Origin of the sequence: Corallincola holothuriorum, from assembly GCF_003336225.1 — a bacterium.
GTDB lineage: Bacteria > Pseudomonadota > Gammaproteobacteria > Enterobacterales > Neiellaceae > Corallincola > Corallincola holothuriorum.
In genome coordinates this window covers 22,923-40,113 of sequence record NZ_QPID01000003.1, presented here as the reverse complement: position 1 = coordinate 40,113, position 17,191 = coordinate 22,923, and the positions used below count along the sequence as shown (strand labels likewise).

The 17,191-nt window shown below is 50.4% G+C and carries 17 protein-coding genes; 7 read left to right on the top strand and 10 right to left on the bottom strand.

Features of this window, described 5'->3' with window-relative positions; translation table 11 throughout:
* Nucleotides 1–71: 71 nt before the first annotated feature.
* Complete coding sequence (prlC, locus tag DU002_RS05765; RefSeq protein WP_114337428.1) at nucleotides 72–2,117, bottom strand: oligopeptidase A; 2,046 nt, start codon at nucleotides 2,115–2,117, stop codon at nucleotides 72–74.
* 320 nt (nucleotides 2,118–2,437) lie between these two features.
* On the opposite strand from prlC, the gene gorA reads away from it, so the two are divergent.
* Nucleotides 2,438–3,805, top strand: a complete 1,368-nt coding sequence (gorA, locus tag DU002_RS05760; protein WP_114337427.1) for a glutathione-disulfide reductase — start codon at nucleotides 2,438–2,440, stop codon at nucleotides 3,803–3,805.
* Nucleotides 3,806–3,872: 67 nt separating this feature from the next.
* On the opposite strand, the gene DU002_RS05755 is transcribed toward gorA, so the two are convergent.
* Nucleotides 3,873–4,277: a hypothetical protein gene (locus DU002_RS05755; protein ID WP_114337426.1), complete on the bottom strand. Its 405-nt coding sequence runs from the start codon at nucleotides 4,275–4,277 to the stop codon at nucleotides 3,873–3,875.
* A gap of 204 nt (nucleotides 4,278–4,481) precedes the next feature.
* On the opposite strand from DU002_RS05755, the gene DU002_RS05750 reads away from it, so the two are divergent.
* A complete protein-coding gene (locus DU002_RS05750; protein ID WP_114337425.1) occupies nucleotides 4,482–5,177 on the top strand; it encodes an esterase/lipase family protein in 696 nt (231 codons plus the stop codon).
* Between the two features lie 32 nt (nucleotides 5,178–5,209).
* On the opposite strand, the gene DU002_RS05745 is transcribed toward DU002_RS05750, so the two are convergent.
* The 4 genes from DU002_RS05745 to DU002_RS05730 form a co-directional block, all read right to left on the bottom strand.
* Entirely contained in the window at nucleotides 5,210–5,824 is a 615-nt protein-coding gene (locus tag DU002_RS05745; protein WP_114337424.1) for a hypothetical protein, read from the bottom strand.
* A gap of 76 nt (nucleotides 5,825–5,900) precedes the next feature.
* The gene (locus tag DU002_RS05740) at nucleotides 5,901–6,941 is read right to left on the bottom strand and encodes an oxidoreductase (RefSeq protein ID WP_199405174.1); all 1,041 of its coding nucleotides are present in this window, start codon (nucleotides 6,939–6,941) and stop codon (nucleotides 5,901–5,903) included.
* A 136-nt stretch (nucleotides 6,942–7,077) separates the two neighbouring features.
* Nucleotides 7,078–8,145, bottom strand: coding sequence for a M48 family metallopeptidase (locus tag DU002_RS05735; RefSeq protein ID WP_114337422.1), 1,068 nt, complete (start codon nucleotides 8,143–8,145; stop codon nucleotides 7,078–7,080).
* Between the two features lie 2 nt (nucleotides 8,146–8,147).
* Complete coding sequence (locus tag DU002_RS05730; RefSeq protein WP_114337421.1) at nucleotides 8,148–9,254, bottom strand: YjgN family protein; 1,107 nt, start codon at nucleotides 9,252–9,254, stop codon at nucleotides 8,148–8,150.
* A gap of 324 nt (nucleotides 9,255–9,578) precedes the next feature.
* Here DU002_RS05730 and DU002_RS05725 point away from each other — a divergent pair, with 324 nt between their 5' ends.
* Nucleotides 9,579–10,157, top strand: a complete 579-nt coding sequence (locus tag DU002_RS05725) for a YtfJ family protein (RefSeq protein ID WP_114337420.1) — start codon at nucleotides 9,579–9,581, stop codon at nucleotides 10,155–10,157.
* 63 nt (nucleotides 10,158–10,220) lie between these two features.
* Here DU002_RS05725 and DU002_RS05720 read toward each other — a convergent pair whose 3' ends face one another.
* On the bottom strand, nucleotides 10,221–10,403 hold the full coding sequence (locus tag DU002_RS05720; protein ID WP_407642913.1) for a helix-turn-helix domain-containing protein: 183 nt from the start codon (nucleotides 10,401–10,403) through the stop codon (nucleotides 10,221–10,223).
* Between the two features lie 238 nt (nucleotides 10,404–10,641).
* Between DU002_RS05720 and DU002_RS05715 the strand changes: the two genes are divergently transcribed.
* The 4 genes from DU002_RS05715 (at nucleotide 10,642) to DU002_RS05700 (ending at nucleotide 14,896) form a co-directional block, all read left to right on the top strand.
* Complete coding sequence (locus tag DU002_RS05715; protein WP_233496432.1) at nucleotides 10,642–11,535, top strand: DMT family transporter; 894 nt, start codon at nucleotides 10,642–10,644, stop codon at nucleotides 11,533–11,535.
* A gap of 250 nt (nucleotides 11,536–11,785) precedes the next feature.
* On the top strand, nucleotides 11,786–13,213 hold the full coding sequence (locus tag DU002_RS05710) for a glycoside hydrolase family 1 protein (RefSeq protein WP_158537976.1): 1,428 nt from the start codon (nucleotides 11,786–11,788) through the stop codon (nucleotides 13,211–13,213).
* Between the two features lie 24 nt (nucleotides 13,214–13,237).
* Nucleotides 13,238–14,095, top strand: a complete 858-nt coding sequence (locus DU002_RS05705) for a mechanosensitive ion channel family protein (RefSeq protein ID WP_114337418.1) — start codon at nucleotides 13,238–13,240, stop codon at nucleotides 14,093–14,095.
* 84 nt (nucleotides 14,096–14,179) lie between these two features.
* Complete coding sequence (locus tag DU002_RS05700) at nucleotides 14,180–14,896, top strand: flagellar brake domain-containing protein (protein ID WP_158537975.1); 717 nt, start codon at nucleotides 14,180–14,182, stop codon at nucleotides 14,894–14,896.
* Between the two features lie 24 nt (nucleotides 14,897–14,920).
* Here DU002_RS05700 and DU002_RS05695 read toward each other — a convergent pair whose 3' ends face one another.
* From DU002_RS05695 to DU002_RS05685, 3 genes are all read right to left on the bottom strand, one after another.
* Nucleotides 14,921–15,406: a glutathione peroxidase gene (locus tag DU002_RS05695; RefSeq protein WP_114337416.1), complete on the bottom strand. Its 486-nt coding sequence runs from the start codon at nucleotides 15,404–15,406 to the stop codon at nucleotides 14,921–14,923.
* Nucleotides 15,407–15,464: 58 nt separating this feature from the next.
* Complete coding sequence (locus DU002_RS05690) at nucleotides 15,465–16,214, bottom strand: HesA/MoeB/ThiF family protein (protein ID WP_114337415.1); 750 nt, start codon at nucleotides 16,212–16,214, stop codon at nucleotides 15,465–15,467.
* Between the two features lie 61 nt (nucleotides 16,215–16,275).
* Nucleotides 16,276–17,175, bottom strand: coding sequence for a diacylglycerol/lipid kinase family protein (locus DU002_RS05685; RefSeq protein WP_131414742.1), 900 nt, complete (start codon nucleotides 17,173–17,175; stop codon nucleotides 16,276–16,278).
* Nucleotides 17,176–17,191: the final 16 nt, after the last annotated feature.

The window sequence follows — 17,191 nt, the reverse complement described above, 5'->3', positions numbered from 1 at the left end:
CCGGCGCCTAGGCGCCGGATAGATATTAAGTGGTCACAGCTCCAGTGAGCCTTGCCGGTGAAAAGCCGCGATTACGCTGCTTCACCAATTCCTGAATGCCGCAACAAAGCATCCACTTCGGGTTCACGACCACGGAATGCGCGAAACAGATTCATCGGTGAATCGCTACCGCCTTTGCGCAAAATTTCATTGAGGAAGCTCTGCCCCGTTTCGCTGTTGAAGATACCCTCTTCCTCAAATCGGCCAAAGGCATCAGCAGACAGCACTTCTGCCCACTTATAGCTGTAATAGCCTGCCGCATAGCCGCCACCAAAGATATGACCAAAGCTATGTTGGAAGCGATTAAATTCACTGACCGGCACCACAGCGACCTTATCGCGGATCTGATCCAAGGTGTGCTGCACCTGCGCGCCCAATGTGGGATCGAAATCCAGATGCAGGTGGAAATCAAACAGGGAAAATTCCAACTGACGCAGCATCTGCATAGCACTTTGGAAATTCTTCGCCGCCATCATCTTGTCCAGCATCGATTGTGGTAGTGGCTCTCCGGTTTCAAAATGGCCAGAGATAAACGCCAATGCTTCCGGCTCCCAGCACCAGTTTTCCAAAAACTGACTGGGCAACTCTACAGCATCCCAAGGTACGCCATTAATACCAGAGACGCCGGCCGTTTCCACTTTAGTGAGCATATGGTGTAAACCGTGGCCAAATTCATGGAACAAAGTAATCACTTCATCATGGGTAAACAGCGCTGGCTGACTACCGACTGGGCCACTGAAGTTGCAGGTCAGGTAGGCCACAGGGATCTGCAGTTCATTGGCTTCGGTACGCCAACGCGCCTGACATTCATCCATCCAGGCTCCACCCCGCTTGCCTTCACGAGCAAACAGATCGAGGTAGAAGCTACCTTGCAAGCTGCCATCAGCATTGAAAATATCAAAGAAACGTACATCTTTATGCCAGGTGTCGACGCCTTGGCGCTCAACGATATCCACGGCAAACAGGCGCTTTGCGACTTCAAACAGGCCGCTGACCACGCGGTTTTCCGGGAACCAAGGGCGTACCGCCTCAGCATCAATGGCATAAGTATGTTGCTTCAGCTTTTCCGAGTAATAGGTCAGATCCCAAGCCTCGGCGTTTTCAACACCGTGTTGCTGTTTGGCGTATGCCCGAAGCTCATCCAGCTCTTTCTGCCCCTGAGGCTTAGAGCGCTCAGCCAGGTCATTGAGAAAGCCCAGTACCTGGTCACTCTTCTCCGCCATTTTGGTGGCCAGCGAGTATTCGCCATAGTTGTCAAAACCTAACAGGCGTGCTTTTTCGTGGCGCAGGGCAACAATCTCATCCATTACCTCGCTGTTGTCCCACTTACCGGCGTTGGGGCCTTGATCAGAAGCTCGCGTAGCGAAGGCCACGTAGATCTCTTTACGTAGCTCTCGGTTGTCACAGTAGCTCATCACGGGCAAATAACAGGGGAAATCGAGGGTCAGCAGGTAACCCTCTTGTTCTTTTGCCGCAGCGGCCTGCTGTGCAGCCGCTAACGCCGTGGGAGGTAAGCCCGCCAGCTCAGATTCATCGGTGATCAACTTGCTCCAGCCACGGGTAGCATCAAGCAAATTATTGGAAAACTGCGAGCCCAACTCACTGAGTCGAGTACTAATCTCGGTAAAGCGCTTCTTCTTATCCTCGGGCAGAGCAACACCCGCTAGCTCGAAGTCACGTAACGCCTGCCGGATCACCTCTTGCTGCGCTTGGCTCAAGCTGGCGAACTGCGCGCTGTTAGCGACACGCTGATAGGCATCAAACAAGCCCTGATGCTGTCCAACCCAACTGCCATATTCGCTGAGTAACGGTAAACAGGAGTCATAAGCGTCACGCAGTTCGGGGGTATTTGCCACACCATTGAGGTGTCCCACCGGCGACCAGGCACGACTGAGTTTGTCATTCACTGTATCCAACGGTGTGATCACCGCTTCCCAGCTCTGCTCTTGGCTGCTGGCGACCTGCTCCACCACTGCTTTACAGTCAGCGATCAACTGCTCAACGGCAGGCTTAACATGCTCAGGCTTAATCTCGCTAAAACGTGGCAGGCCGGAAAAGGATAACAACGGGTTGGTCATGGATGATCCCTGATCTGATAAAGAGTCTAAAGGGGGTTATCGGGGTTTAAAGACCTCTTTTCAAGTCAAGCCGTGACATTTGTCATGACCGACTGGTGACAGCTGTGGCTAACGACAAATAATGCGGTGATGAATACTTCACTTACCCAGCCAAAACGGCATACAAAAAACGGATTTGAAAAAAGAGGACCAATGAACAAGCTGAACAATTAACCACAACGGTTTTGCTGCCATAACGATTTAATCCACAGCGTCGATTTTCATTCAGCGCCAGTCGGGCTAGTATCCATAGTTAAACGCAACCCTTTGTTGGAGAACATATGAGCAAGCATTTCGACTTTATTGCTATTGGCGGCGGTAGTGGCGGCATAGCAACGGCGAACCGTGCTTCGATGCGTGGCATGAAATGCGCCATTGTCGAAGCCAAATTTTTAGGTGGTACCTGTGTCAATGTCGGTTGCGTACCCAAAAAAGCGATGTGGTTCGCAGGCCAGATCGCCGATGCATTCAAATACGCCCCTGACTATGGCTTTGACGCCACGGTGAAGGGGTTAGACTGGGGCAAGTTAGTGGCCAGCCGCGAAGCTTATATCTCGCGTATTCATGGTTCCTATGATCGTGTGCTTGGCAATAACGGCGTAGAGGTAATTAATGGTTTTGGCCGTTTTGTTGACGCCCATACCATTGAAGTGGATGGCGAAACCTATACCGCTGATCATATCTTGATCGCCACCGGCGGTCGGCCCCAGATCCCTGACGTACCGGGTGCTGAATTAGGTATCGACTCTGACGGCTTCTTTGCGCTAACAGAGCAACCAAAGCGAGTTTTAGTTGTCGGTGCAGGCTACATTGCCGTTGAGATTGCTGGGGTCTTTAATGCCCTTGGCAGTGAAACCCACCTCGCCGTGCGCAAACATAAGCCACTGCGTAATTTCGACCCGATGCTCGCTGATACACTGGTAGAAGTGATGGCAGAAGACGGCTTGAACCTGCATACCGATGCCACACCCAAAGCTATTCATCAGCATGATGACGGCAGCTTAAGCATGGAAACCGAGAGTGGCGAGATGATTGGCCCCGTGGACAGCCTGATCTGGGCAATTGGCCGAGACCCAGCCACAGACAATATCAATCTAAAAGCCGCAGGTATTAGTCTCGACAGCCGTGGCTATATCCCGACAGATAAATTTCAGAATACTGAGATCGCCGGGATCTATGCAGTCGGCGACAATACGGGCCGCGCGCAGCTCACCCCTGTCGCCGTTGCCGCCGGACGGCGTTTGGCTGAACGCCTGTTCGATGGTCGCGAAGGCTTACATCTGGATTATGAGCAGATCCCCACCGTGGTATTTAGTCACCCGCCGATAGGAACCCTAGGATTAACCGAGCCTGAAGCGATAGAGATCCATGGTGAAGAGAATATCACTGTGTATAACTCGCAGTTCACCGCCATGTATTCGGCACTGACAGAGCACCGTCAACCGACCAAAATGAAATTAATCTGCTTAGGCGAAGAGCAAAAAGTGATTGGTATTCATGGCATCGGTTTTGGTATGGATGAGATCCTGCAAGGCTTTGCCGTGGCGATGAAGATGGGGGCAACCAAAGCTGACTTTGATGCCACGGTGCCGATCCATCCCACCAGTGCGGAAGAGTTTGTTACGCTGTCACCACAGGTATATCGCTAACCACGATACGATCGAAAAAGCCGCCAGACTGGCGGCTTTTTTAAACCCATCAACAGCAAGTCTCAGGTCAGCTTTGGCGCTTAAATATTTGCCCAAACAACACTACTAATGGCAACGCAACCGCTGCCTGCGCCCACCATGGACGAGCGGGTTCAAACAGGATCCAACTGGCAAACATTAGCACCTCACTCCATGCCAAAAGTTTAATTAGCCGCTTACCACAAACACTGATCTCACTAAGTAGGCTAATCACCACAGACCAAGCCAATGCTGTAAACGAAATAACCACCGCGGCAAGTAAAAAACCGGTGGCATGACTCGCGATGAGCTGGGATCCCAATACTGCCGCACCAAAGCACAGCGCCAAGTAGTGGCTGATGGTTTGTGTTTTTAACAGTTGTTGCCGAACATCATGCAGCAGATGATGAATTGTTTGACGCCAATGGGCCGAGGTACGAAAGGTGGCAGCCATGGTTCACTCCTTGAATACGCCGCTGTGCGTTATTTGAACACCTTGTTCATTTACTACTCTAGAACGCCGTTAGATCATTCTCAAGCGATATTCGACTAATTTATGCCTCTGGTCTTGATGTCGTGAACCATTTCGCATTATGCAAAGTTCCAACAAACCGGGTAGATGCCATACTCAATAGTGTCGTTCATCTGGAGAAACTGAATGTCATCGCCACTGCGCGCTCCTCGCCTGCTAGAAACCCTACGAGAGGGATTGTGCCTGTTCGAGTTTTTGGCTCTGCTCATCTCTTGGCCGTGGCTAAAGCGCGCCCATACCAAGATCAACAAGCGCCGGACGATTTTGGTGATCCCCGGTTACACCGCCTCAGACAAAACAACCTGGTGCTTAAGATTGTTCTTACGTCAACTTGGTTATCGTGCGGAGGGCTGGCAACAAGGCCGTAATCATGGCCGTGTTGAGCAACTATTACCTGCGTTGGAACAACGTTTATTGGCGATCAGTCATCGCGATGGTGAAGCGCCGGTCTTACTGGGCTGGAGTCTCGGCGGGTTTCTCGCAAGAGAGCTAGCCAGAACACTACCGCAACATGTATCGCAGGTGGTTACGCTAGGGACGCCCGTTATCGGAGGTCCTAAATACACCATAGTTGCCCGTCATTATCGCAGCTGGGGCTACTGTCTCGATGAGCTGGAGCAAACCATCGCACTGCGCAATCAACAGGCATTCAGCATGCCCGTGATCGCGCTATATAGTCGCTACGATGGCATTGTCCATTGGCGTGCTTGTCTCGACCAACTCACCACAACGACACACTACCCCGTCACAGCCACCCATATCGGTTTAGTCGGATCACCCTGGGTGTTTATAAAAATCGCCCGACTGTTAGGTGATCATTGAGGAGAGCGAAGAACGCCCCCTTGAGCAACAGATCAATTTAACGAGGGTAGTTCAGAGCCTACCTTTGCCACCAATGAATCCACCGCAGCGGATGGGCTATCCAGCACCATCTCAGTATCGGTTGTCAGTGTCCAAACCGCTTCTTCAGTTGCCACATCAAACAAAGCCGATTCAGCGCGCATAACAAAGGTCTCATAACTCGTCGCAGGAATGCGTGCATATCGGTAGCTCTGATAAAAATAGCCATACCAACCGCGATAGGTATCAACGCCTACCACGCGAAGATGCGCGGGAACATAGGTGGTTATGGTTTCTTGGCCAACAGGGCGCACCAGCAATACCCCATCAATCCCATCCTCGGCAAGTCGCTTAACCACTTCCTCTCTCTCCATCTCATGTAGACGAGGATAGAGCTCAGACGACAATGAGGTCTTTACCCCTTCGCTGGCGAGCGAATCGGCCAAGCCTTTTTCGAGAAAGTATTGATAAGCGGGATCATAGATCACACCAACCACCAGCACATGGGTAAATGGTTTATGCGGGTTGGGATCCTGCCACTGCTCAACCTGCTTAGTACTTTGAACGGCACATCCACTCAGCAGCAAATACAGCGAGGTAACAACAATGGCGCGATAGAGAGTGATCACAGGTCACCTAAGTTAAAGGATGGCGTAGCCATCACTTTAGCCCGCGCAGCTGCGTTATACCAATAGATTCATTCGGTTAGTCACAAGAGACTCGACATCCAGACGCGGCACTCTCTTCACTCAACGCCAACAAGCGTATCACTTCAACCGCGTCCGCTATCGGCACAGGCGCTGGTGCCTGCCCGCGTATCGCATCCAATAGCTGCTGATAAAAGCCAAGATAATCACCATGCAAGGTAGCGACCGGCTGATGTTCAGTGGCAAAGTAGAGCTGCCCCCATAACGCTTCGGCTTCAATACCAAAGCTAGATGCCTGTGGATCCATACCGCTTTTCAGCGCGTCTTCTTGCGGATCTAATCCCGATTTCAGGTAGGTGGCCAATTCGCCTTGTAACGTAAATCGAGGATTAGCCGCAGCCATATAAGGGGAAGCACACAACACCACCTCTTTATCGGCGTAATGCAACTGCAGCTTAAAGTAATCCACAGCCTTCGCTGCTGGACGCAATGCTCTGAGGGTGGCGGTTAAATGGCTTGGTTGACCAAACAGCTGTAACGCTTGATCCAGCAGGTGCGGGCCGAGATCCCAAAAGATACCGCTGCCCTCACCACCATTTTCCCGCCAGCGATCCCGCGGCTGTGGACGAAAGCGGTCGAAGTGACTTTCAACATAGTGCACCTTGCCAAGGCTGCCATCGGCGACTAGTTTTTTCACCGTCAGGAAGTCACCATCCCAACGACGATTCTGAAACGGTACTAATAGGCGCTCCTGCGCCGCCGCAAGTTGCTGCAGCGCGACGGCATCAGCATAATTAGTCGTCAGCGGTTTTTCCAATAACACATGCTTACCGGCCGCTAGCGCGCAACTAGCCAAAAGGGCATGACTATCGTTCGGACTGGTGATAATCACCAGATCAAGATCTTCATGGCCACAAAGTGCATGATGATCTGACAGCACCTCAACATCCGGTAACAACTGATGCACTTTAGCGGCATCAGAACTACTGACGGCACGGATCTCCACCGCCTCCGTCGTTGCCAACGAACGTAAAAAGGGCACATGAAATGTTTGTGCCGCGTAGCCAAAACCAACAATGCCGACCCTGATGTTACTCACGATAATCTACCTTGTTCATTCATCCGCCAAGTTGCTCCAGTGTAACGCTAAACCATGGGTATCAATATGCCAACGTCACCGCATAAAAAAAGCCCATGTCAGAACGACATGGGCTTTTGCAAACGCCAGCGGTGCATTACTGCGCTTGCTCAGCCTGCCGAATACGCTCTTCGCTAGGCGGATGACTGGACAGATAATCTAACCAGCTATCGCTATTGGGATCCTGAGAGGGCAGCTCGTCCTCCTCTATACCTTCTGATAATAACGCCTGATGTTTTGCCATCATCTTGCGCATCACATCGGCAAACAGCGTCGGAGGCAGATCATTGGCTTTAAGAAACTCAAATGCGTAACTATCAGCATCGCGCTCAAAATCCCGAGAGTAAGCGGAGCTGATGATATAGGTCGGCAACGCCGCAAACAGATCACCAAATGCCGATGCATCCCCCACCACCAACACGGCAATCACCGCAACGGTAGAACCCTGTAAGGTCTGGCGTAAACTATGCCGTTCAACCACATGGCCAATCTCATGACCGAGTACAGCTAATAGTTCTTCGTCACTGTCCACCAGCTCAACCATCTGATCGGTAAACACCAGCGTGCCATCAGGCAAGGCAAACGCATTCGCGCCAATCTCTCCACCATCGCGAAGTAACACCCTAAAGGTGTATTCACTATCGCTAGGCAGATAAGGTGCAAACAGATCGTGCAACTGCTGCTGCCGCACATCTGACAGTTTACTTTCACTCAATAAACTACGATCCAGTAGCGCTAAAGTCGTCTCACTTGAGTGATCTAAAACAGTGGCAGGAAGTTGATATGCCACCACCTTGGATGCGCCGGGAATGCCATAACTAACCATCCACCAACAAAACAGCGCCACCAAGATGACACTTGCCAGTACAAACTTGGTATGACTCTCAAGGAAGTTGAGAAAACGATTGCCACTATCTCGACCAAACGCAGCCAACCATTGATCAATGGCGTCATTGTCTGTGGTTTCAAAGCGGCCACCGTCCGGCAGGTCGATATAGCGCGGTGTATTCCCAATGCGCGGAGAGACCGTCACCTCAGCTAAACTACATTGACCTAAATGACGACTATCAACCGCTAGCAGTTGCAGCGAACCATCGGCGCCAGTGCGCATGGTGGCGAGCGTCTGTGCCGATGACTCGCCATCATAGTAGGTGCCAGCAATCATGCTCACAGACCTAGCTCGATATCAAAAACGTCACCGATCTCTTCACCAATCGCATTGCCGGCATCAATCTGCGCAGCAACAAAACTGTCCAAATCATTCCCTTCCAGCACTAGGGTTTCAGCCCGATAACGCACCAAATTACAAATCACCCAAGGGATAGCGAAACCAAGAGTGACGATGATCAGGAGCGCATTAAGCAGATAGAGTTTGGTTAACGCTTTGGCATCCAACTGGCTCTTGAATTTGTTCTCTTTTAACTTGGTATTGTTGAACAACAAATTACCCAAGCGAGCGTTGACAAACGCTTTGACGAAAGTGAAGCCAATGATACCCACCAAGACAGTAATGCCTGTACCAATTGTGGCCACAGCAGGTGCATCGAAGGCCGCACCCGCAAAGCTCAAGCCGCCGAGCACAAACAAGCCGATATAGAGAACGGTGGCAATCAGCATCGCCATCAGAAACGTGATGTAGTACTCACCCACATCTAACTTGGCTTCAAACGGTGCGTCGCCATATTTTGTGTTATTCACCAAATACTTATTCAACTGACGGATCCACCATGGAAAGGCGATACCGAAGCTAAAAAGCACTGCCAGATAACCCAAGACAAAATTGCAAAATGCGGAGCCGTAACTGCCAGTGAAATCGAAGCGGATATTCCTAAACGCTGTGTTTCTCATATTAAAACGCAAACTGCGGTTAATGATCCAAGGCGATAAGAATAGAAACAACGGGATGGAAACCACCATAGTTTCCACAGGAAACTGCTGGTTTAAAAAGAAAAAAGCGACAAAAAGCACTACGGCGATGATACGCCCTTTGAGGATCGTCACGGGGTTGGCGAGATACTGAAAACTGCCACCAGCCACCTGCATGTTGCCGTAAAAATACTGATGTGTACGTACCTTGGCCCAAGCGGCATAAATACCTAAGGTCAAGATGGTCAAAACAATATTAACTATCCAGATACGGAAAAATTCACCACCAAGACCATGGAAGGTAAAGGGGTGGCTGTCAAACTCAATCGCGGCTTCGGTAGGGGTAGCACTGACCGTTGACGTTGCTGCCGTCAAATCGGCCTCAGGGGTATTAGGGGACTGTTCCATCACTTACTGCTCCTTTTTACAAACATCTTTCATGGATGATCTTCAGTTCATCCATTCCTAATGGAAATATCCCGCCTATGCTACCGAAACAAAGCGGCACTGTTGATTAGAAAATTATCAAATCGAGAATTTAAGCAAATAAAACGGGGCAAAACTCACCTATCCTTAAGTCTAAGTTACCTTTGTCTGTCCGCTTGCTAGAGCAGCTATCGACCAAACTGCTGCCAGATCATGGCCACAGGCGATTCAAGCCAAACAGCCACATTCATTGATGCTCGCCAAAAACAGGTAAGAGGTTGAGCAAGTAAACGTCAGGAGTAGCCAATGCGGCTCATATTACTTTTGCTCGGTGCACTGCTGCTATTCAACGTCTCTGCAGGGGGGCTATTGGCCAAGCAAGCGCTCCCCAAAGTAGAGGTCAGCAATAAAGGTCAACTTACCATCACAGCAAAAAATGATGTGAAGTATCAAGACTGGAGCAGCACAATGCTCACAGGCAAAGCCAGATTGGTGCTACATATCGCCTCAAAAAAGAGCGCCAACGATATCAATCTCGAGGCGATGCAAGCCGTTACTGATGCCAAGCTAGACCCACACTATTTTCAGACCACCACCATAGTTAATGGCAGCGATTCCGTTTGGGGCACAGCTAAATTTATCCGCAAGTTGTTGGAAGAGCGTACCTTACAAGAGCCCGATGCGCGCTTTGTACTAGATAACCGCGGCCGCGTCAGGAAAGCATGGGATCTGCAAACTGGAGATTCCGCCATATTGATCGTTGACGCAAACAATCAACTGCTTTGGCATAAAGAGGGCAAACTGGATGTACTGGATATCGAAGGCATACTGGAGATCATTCGCGCAGAGATAACACGATTGACCAAAGCATCAGGCACCAGCTAAATAGCTAGTGCCGGAACGCTCTGACCAATAATTACGTGATGCGCTACAACAGCGAACGCGGCGTTACAAACCACCCAAACGATCTGCGAGTATTTTGTAACGCTTAACATCCTCTTCATCAAACAGAGGATTTTCACCGTCAGCTTCTTTCGGCACTAACAGTTTTTCACGGGCAAGACGTTCAACTCTAACTTCGGAAACTTTTAAGAATGCGGCGACATCGGCCACAGACATCATCTGCGACATAGGTAACTCCATAGGCAGCGTAGTAATAACTTCGGTGTACTAATTAAAGCTCGAACTGCCGAAGTTTGCGAATAGCAGGCAGTCATCTATTGGAGCTACCTCACTTAGTGGGCTCAACTATGCGCTGGGCATAGCAAAAATCTCAAGTAGATTGAGTGCGTTATGTGATCCAGCAAGAGTAGTCCAAGGCATCAGTGAGCTGATAATATCAACAGGTGAAAATCTCCGAGGTTACTTATTGCAAGCGATTAACGTCAAAGACCCAGCTCGCGCCGTTCTGTTCGCACTCACTGCTGTATTACTCTGGTCGACAGTGGCCACCGCATTTAAGTGGTCACTGCAAACCCTGTCACCAGCACAGCTGGTGTTTCTTGCTGCGTTATTCTCCACCCTGTTTCTCGGCATAGTCGTTGGCTGGCAAAAGAAGCTGCATCTATTGGTCTCCACCTTCCTGCAACGTCCCTTGCAGTTTGCTTTGCTCGGTGCGATCAACCCATGTTTGTACTATTGGGTGTTGTTTGAAGCCTACGACCGACTCCCCGCACAACAGGCACAAACCCTGAACTACACTTGGGCGATCACCTTAACCCTGCTCTCTGTCCCTCTGTTAAAACACCGCGTCACCAGACCACAATGGCTAGGTGCGGCGCTCGGTTACTTCGGTGCCGTGATCATCGCTACCCGAGGAGATCTGCTGGCATTGCAGTTTGATTCCACCCTCGGCGTGCTATTGGCGTTAACCAGTACCCTGCTCTGGTCCATCTACTGGATCTTTAACGCCCGCCATCAAGCAGATCCGGTGGTCAGTTTGCTGCTCTGTTTTATCATTGGTACGCCTTGGTGTGCAGTATTAGCGGGCTATCAAGGCGCCCTATGGCCTGACGACTGGCGTGGTTGGCTAGGGGCTGCGTATGTTGGCCTGTTTGAAATGGGGATAACCTTTATCCTCTGGCTTACCGCCCTGCGCCTTACAGACAGCGCCGCCCGCATTGGTAATCTGATCTTTCTATCACCATTTTTGTCACTGCTGTTTATCTACGGCTTACTTGGGGAGGCGATCCATCCCGCCACCTATATTGGACTGGCCTTTATCGTCTGTGGCGTGCTAGCCCAGCAATGGCGACGAAACTGATCTCAGGCTTATGTTGAAGTCAACGGTGTCACAATATCGTCATACAATCGCTCTATGATCACCGCACCTGGAACCTCTGGAAGGTTGTTTGCTGCCAACACCCCCTGTCGCCGTAGCAAACATTTGGGGACAACTCATTGCCCTATCCTCAGCTGGATGAACGTCTGAAAACAAGCTTATGCCTTGTTATCAGACGTTTTTTTTATTAATCCGACTACACTTAACAGATTCCGGTCCAACGTATCACTTTATGAACTATCAATTTCCAAAGGACTTTATCTGGGGCAGTGCGACAGCCGCCATTCAAATAGAAGGCGCTGCCAGCGAAGCAGGCAAAGGACCATCGATGTGGGACGATTACTGCCAACAACACCCCGAACGGATCTTTCAACAAGCCAACCCCGCCATTGCTTGTGACCACTACCATCGCATGCCTGAAGATGTGGCGCTAATACAGAAAATGGCTCATAACGGTTACCGTTTCTCACTCTCTTGGCCACGTTTATTACCCCAAGGTTCGGGGGCACTCAATAGCAAAGGGGTGGCATTTTACGATAGATTAATTGATCGGCTCTTAGCCGCCGGTATTGCACCTAACGTCACCCTCTATCACTGGGATCTGCCGCTTGCGCTGGCGCAGCAGGGCGGCTGGGGAAATCGCCAAACGGTTGATCACTTTGTGGCCTACGCCGAGCACTGTTTCCGCTTATATGGCGATAGGGTGCCCCATTGGGCGACGATTAACGAACCTGCTTGGAGCATACTCAACGGTTACGTAACAGCACTGCACCCGCCCTGCGTACACAGCTATAAACAAGCGATTCAAGCAGCTCATCACATGCTCTGTGCCCATGCCCTCACGATACAAAAATATCACCAAGGCGATCACAGCGGACAGATAGGCATAGTGCTCAATATGTCGACCGTCTACCCCGCAACGCAATCAAATCAGGATCGAGCCGCAGCACAATTGGCTGATGGTGCGCTCAACCGCTGGTTTATCGACCCTGTGCTGTTGGGTCGTTACCCCGAAGATATTTGGCAATACTATGCCGACTGGGATCTGTTACCCGACCATTCCGGTGAAGAGTTAGGCTGGTTTACCGAAGACAGCATCGATTTTATCGGCGTTAATTATTATTACCCGCACTATGCCAGCGGTGATGCCACAACCACTCAGTTTCATCTCAATACCACAGGTGAAAATGATCCACAGCAAGATTGTGTCTTTTCCATCAAGGGTGCCTTCAAGTTTGTCAAAAACCCGCAAGGGCGTTACACCGATTGGGATTGGGAGATCTACCCGGAAGGACTGCTCCAGCTTCTGCAGCGGGCCGAAAGCTACCGTCCGGGGATCCCCGTCTATGTCACCGAGAATGGTATCGGCTTACAAGATCAGTTGGATTTGTCTCCCTCGCTGCCAACACAGCAACATGTCGATGATCAGGAGCGTATTGATTTCGTTGCCGAGCATCTGAAGGTGATCCACCAAGCGCTGGCAGAAGGTGTCAATGTGAAGGGCTACTATATGTGGTCATTGATGGATAACTTCAGCTGGATCAACGGTTACAAAAAACGTTACGGCTTTCTCTACATCGACCGCGACAACAACCTGCAACGTTATCGCAAAAAATCCTCATATTGGTACCAAGATGTGATAGAAAACAATGGCTTTTAGTTTGCAACACAAAGGAGTTGAACAATGGAAGAACAGTTAGAACAAAGCATGGATCAAGGGGTCACCCTGCTGACCACCCTGACCGAGAAAGCGATAGAAGTTGCTGTACTTTATGGCCCGAAACTACTGCTGGCCATAGTGGTACTGTTTGTCGGCCTGTCGGTGATCAAGGGGATGCTAAAGGTGATGGACGCCGCCATTGGCCGCGCCAAAGTAGAACCAACGCTAGCAAGCTTTCTACACAGCATCACGTCGGTGATCCTGAAAACCATACTGATCATCATCTTCGCTTCAATGATTGGTGTTGAAACGGCATCTCTTATCGCGATGCTGGGTGCTGCAGGTCTAGCCATCGGTTTAGCCTTACAGGGGAGCCTGGCGAACTTTGCCGGCGGCGTATTGATCCTGCTGTTCAAACCTTTCAAAGCGGGAGATGTGATCGACGCTCAGGGTTTTGTTGGACGCGTAAAAGAGATCCAGATCTTCAACACCATCATGCTCACCATGGATAATCAAAAGGTCGTGATCCCTAATGGCATGTTGTCGAACGGCTGCGTAAAGAACCTGTTTAGCGAAGCCACCCGCCGTGTCGATCTCACCTTTGGCATCAGCTATCAAGATGACATCGCTCAGGCAAAGGGTATTTTGGATGCACTGGCGATAGAGGATGAGCGCGTACTCACGGATCCGGGGCATGAAGTTTATGTCAGCGCCCATGCCGACAGTTCGGTCAACCTGCTGTTACGCGTCTGGGTTAAATCCGATGACTATTGGGCTGTGCACTTCGGTTTAATTGAGCAGGTGAAACTGGCGTTTGATAAAGAGAATGTCACCATTCCGTTCCCACAACGAGATGTGCATCTGCATCAGGTGAATAGCTAATAGCAGAAATACCACTTTCTCTCGCCAACGGGAGAAAGTGGTCGCACTATTTTTACCGAAAAAGCGTAACCAGTGGAGGCTAACGTGAGCGAACAAACCAAAGATACCGTTACCGACCGTCAACTGGTGATTGATACGCTGAATCGACTGCGCCCTGCCGATCTATTGGACTTTCAATTCGGCATTGGCAGCAAACCCAGGCTCAAATGCAAACTGATTGGCTACGAAGAGACCAAGTATATCGTTGTCGCAATCCCGGAGTTAGCCAGGGTCAGTTACAAAGATCAGCTAACTCTTGGTAATGGCTGTATCGTTCGTGCAATTATCGAAGGGGATGCCGGTCAATGCATCGCTTTCAAATCCACCATAAACGGCGTCATCAATCACCCACAAGCATTGCTGTTCGTCGACTATCCAAAACAAGTGCAGATGTTCAGCCTGCGTAACCAAATACGTATTACTACCCACGTACCAGCCACCTTGATATACACCACCACTGACGCAGCGGGTAAAGATGAGTCTACCGAAGCGTTTCACGGTACCATTATTGACCTATCCGTTGGCGGTTGCCGACTTAAACTGCCTTGGCATCTTGGTCAGGGCCGCCTATCAGCGCAAGAGGTGCTGGTAAAGATCCTCTTTCCATCACGCCCCGATGAGCCGTTATTGATTGAAGGGGAAGTGAAGAGCCAAAACCGCCACGACGGTAAGCATATTACCCTAGGGATAAAATTTGGTGAGATTCAGGAGTTGATCGAGCTGTTTAATCAGTTAGGCATAGAGGAGAATGATATCAGCTAAACATCCCTCTCCTCGTGGCTCGAGTTACTCCGCCAACGCAGCTTCAATGGCAGAGGTCATCTGCTCTGGCTTAGTCGCCGTCGCAAAACGTTTAATCACCTTGCCCTGCCGGTTGACCAAGAATTTAGTGAAGTTCCACTTAATCCGTTCACTACCAAGCAGCCCTTTGGCATTCTTTTTAAGATAAGCAAACAGCGGTGCAGTATTGTCTCCGTTCACTTCAATTTTGCTAAACAGTGGAAAGCTGATGTGGAAATTGAGATCGCAAAACTGAGCGATCTCGGCATCACTGCCTTGCTCTTGGCCACCAAACTGGTTGCAGGGAAACGCCAACACCTCAAACCCTTGTGCAGCGTACGTTTTATATAGATTTTCCAAGCCCTCATATTGCGGCGTAAAGCCGCACGCGCTGGCGGTATTAACAATCAACAGCACTTTGCCCTGATAGTCAGCCAGTGAGACAGTCTCACCACGATTATTGGTGGCTTCGAAGCCGTAAAGATCACTCATTTAGCTGTGCCTCATCAATAAATGAAAACAGTGGATACAGCCAAGCTAACAGGTCGGATCACTTTGCGCAAACGGGACACTGTGGATCTTTATTGATGCTGAAGTTATGCCACTGCAGGGTTTTACCATCAAATAAACGGAGCTGATGTAAGCTAGTTAACGGCTGCCCCAGCAGCGCCTTAACGGCTTCTAACGCCTGCAAGCTACCCATCACACCCAGCAAAGGCCCCACCACACCACTGTTACTGCAATTGAGCCGCGGTGCATCGGTCGTTTCAGGGTACAAGCAGTGATAGCAAGGCGCATCGCAGTCAGTATGGTCAAACGCACTCAGTTGACCCTCAAACCGGATCGCCGCCGCCGTAATCAGGAGCACACCATGCTGGCGACACACACGATTAACCGCGTGACGAGTAGCGAAATTATCGCTGCAATCCAACACCAGATCGACCTCGGGAATATACTCATTCAGCATCCCTTCATCGAGATGTTCGGGGATCGCCTCCAGCATGATCTCGTCATTCAATTGCTGCAGTGTCTGCTGTGCTAAGTCGACCTTGTCTTCGCCGATATCATCGCTGCGATAAAGGATCTGCCGCTGCAAGTTACTGAGATCAAGCTGGTCACCATCGGCTAACAATAACCTGCCAACCCCCGCGGCTACCAAGTATTGCGCCACCGGACAGCCTAACCCACCCATACCGATGATGAGCACACTGGCGGCTTTCAATTTTAACTGACCCGCCTCGCCAATATCATCGAGCAGGAGGTGGCGGCTATAGCGAAGCTGTTCTTGGTTGGTGAGCATAATGACTAAGCTGTATCGCTGTAATTGGGGGGATCAAGATAACCAATCAAGCTCAGGCTGGCTAGCGGAGTCCGAGGCAACGCACCCGGATGGTTTCATTGGCACTGGAAAAGCGAAAACGATTAGCGAAAAACGGTTCACCATCAATATGCGCCGGGATCCGCGTTTCTGAGCGGATCTCTAGGGTGTCCAAGTTGACTTGTTGCACCTCAGGAGCAGAGACATGCGCCCCTTTAGCGACTTTGAACATCATCGGCAGGCGTGACCAGGTACCCATAGGCGCCAAACGTATTAAAGACAGTTCATTGTTCTGCAGGCTGGCGTTCGGCGCCACCTTGTAACCACCGCCACTGAATGCGCTGTTAGCCACCGAACACATGAGAAACTGTTCGTCACTCTTCCACTTACAATTTACAAACTTAGCGCGGTGCGGATGATAGCCAAATAGGCTACCTAAAATAGCACTGTGGTAAGCAGCGCGGCGGCCGCCGCGACGCCCTGCCACTCGATGGGCGACAAAGCCTTCAAATCCTAATCCGACCGAAGTGAGAAAGTAGCTGCCATTGCAGCGTCCCAGCGGCATATCCTGAGTCGGGGTAAACAGGGCAATATCTATCTGCTCAGTCTCGCAGGTACCCAGCTCAAGCGAACGCACCAGGTCATTACCGCTACCCGCAGAAACAAAGCCAATATTGAAATCCAGATGGGGTAAACGATTGATAATTTGATGGGCGGTACCATCACCACCAACGATCACCAAGTTAGTGACTCCGGCGTCAGCAGCATGTTTTAACTGGGTTGCGAGATTCTCCAAAGCATAGCAGTGCAACAAGCGGCCTTTATGACCCGATTGTTCGATTCGTTGCATTACTCGCTTTGCCAGGCTGAGCGCCTGACCACTGCCACTGAGTGGATTAACAATCACCGCATACATCGATTTGCCCCAGTTAACTAACGTCAAACCTCCTTTTCGACGT

Coding starts and splice junctions, on each gene's coding strand:
- prlC (WP_114337428.1), bottom strand. CDS start 2,117: ATGACCAACCCGTTGTTATCCTTTTCCGGCCTGCCACGTTTTAGCGAG.
- gorA (WP_114337427.1), top strand. CDS start 2,438: ATGAGCAAGCATTTCGACTTTATTGCTATTGGCGGCGGTAGTGGCGGC.
- DU002_RS05755 (WP_114337426.1), bottom strand. CDS start 4,277: ATGGCTGCCACCTTTCGTACCTCGGCCCATTGGCGTCAAACAATTCAT.
- DU002_RS05750 (WP_114337425.1), top strand. CDS start 4,482: ATGTCATCGCCACTGCGCGCTCCTCGCCTGCTAGAAACCCTACGAGAG.
- DU002_RS05735 (WP_114337422.1), bottom strand. CDS start 8,145: ATGATTGCTGGCACCTACTATGATGGCGAGTCATCGGCACAGACGCTC.
- DU002_RS05730 (WP_114337421.1), bottom strand. CDS start 9,254: ATGGAACAGTCCCCTAATACCCCTGAGGCCGATTTGACGGCAGCAACG.
- DU002_RS05725 (WP_114337420.1), top strand. CDS start 9,579: ATGCGGCTCATATTACTTTTGCTCGGTGCACTGCTGCTATTCAACGTC.
- DU002_RS05720 (WP_407642913.1), bottom strand. CDS start 10,403: ATGTCGCAGATGATGTCTGTGGCCGATGTCGCCGCATTCTTAAAAGTT.
- DU002_RS05710 (WP_158537976.1), top strand. CDS start 11,786: ATGAACTATCAATTTCCAAAGGACTTTATCTGGGGCAGTGCGACAGCC.
- DU002_RS05705 (WP_114337418.1), top strand. CDS start 13,238: ATGGAAGAACAGTTAGAACAAAGCATGGATCAAGGGGTCACCCTGCTG.
- DU002_RS05695 (WP_114337416.1), bottom strand. CDS start 15,406: ATGAGTGATCTTTACGGCTTCGAAGCCACCAATAATCGTGGTGAGACT.
- DU002_RS05690 (WP_114337415.1), bottom strand. CDS start 16,214: ATGCTCACCAACCAAGAACAGCTTCGCTATAGCCGCCACCTCCTGCTC.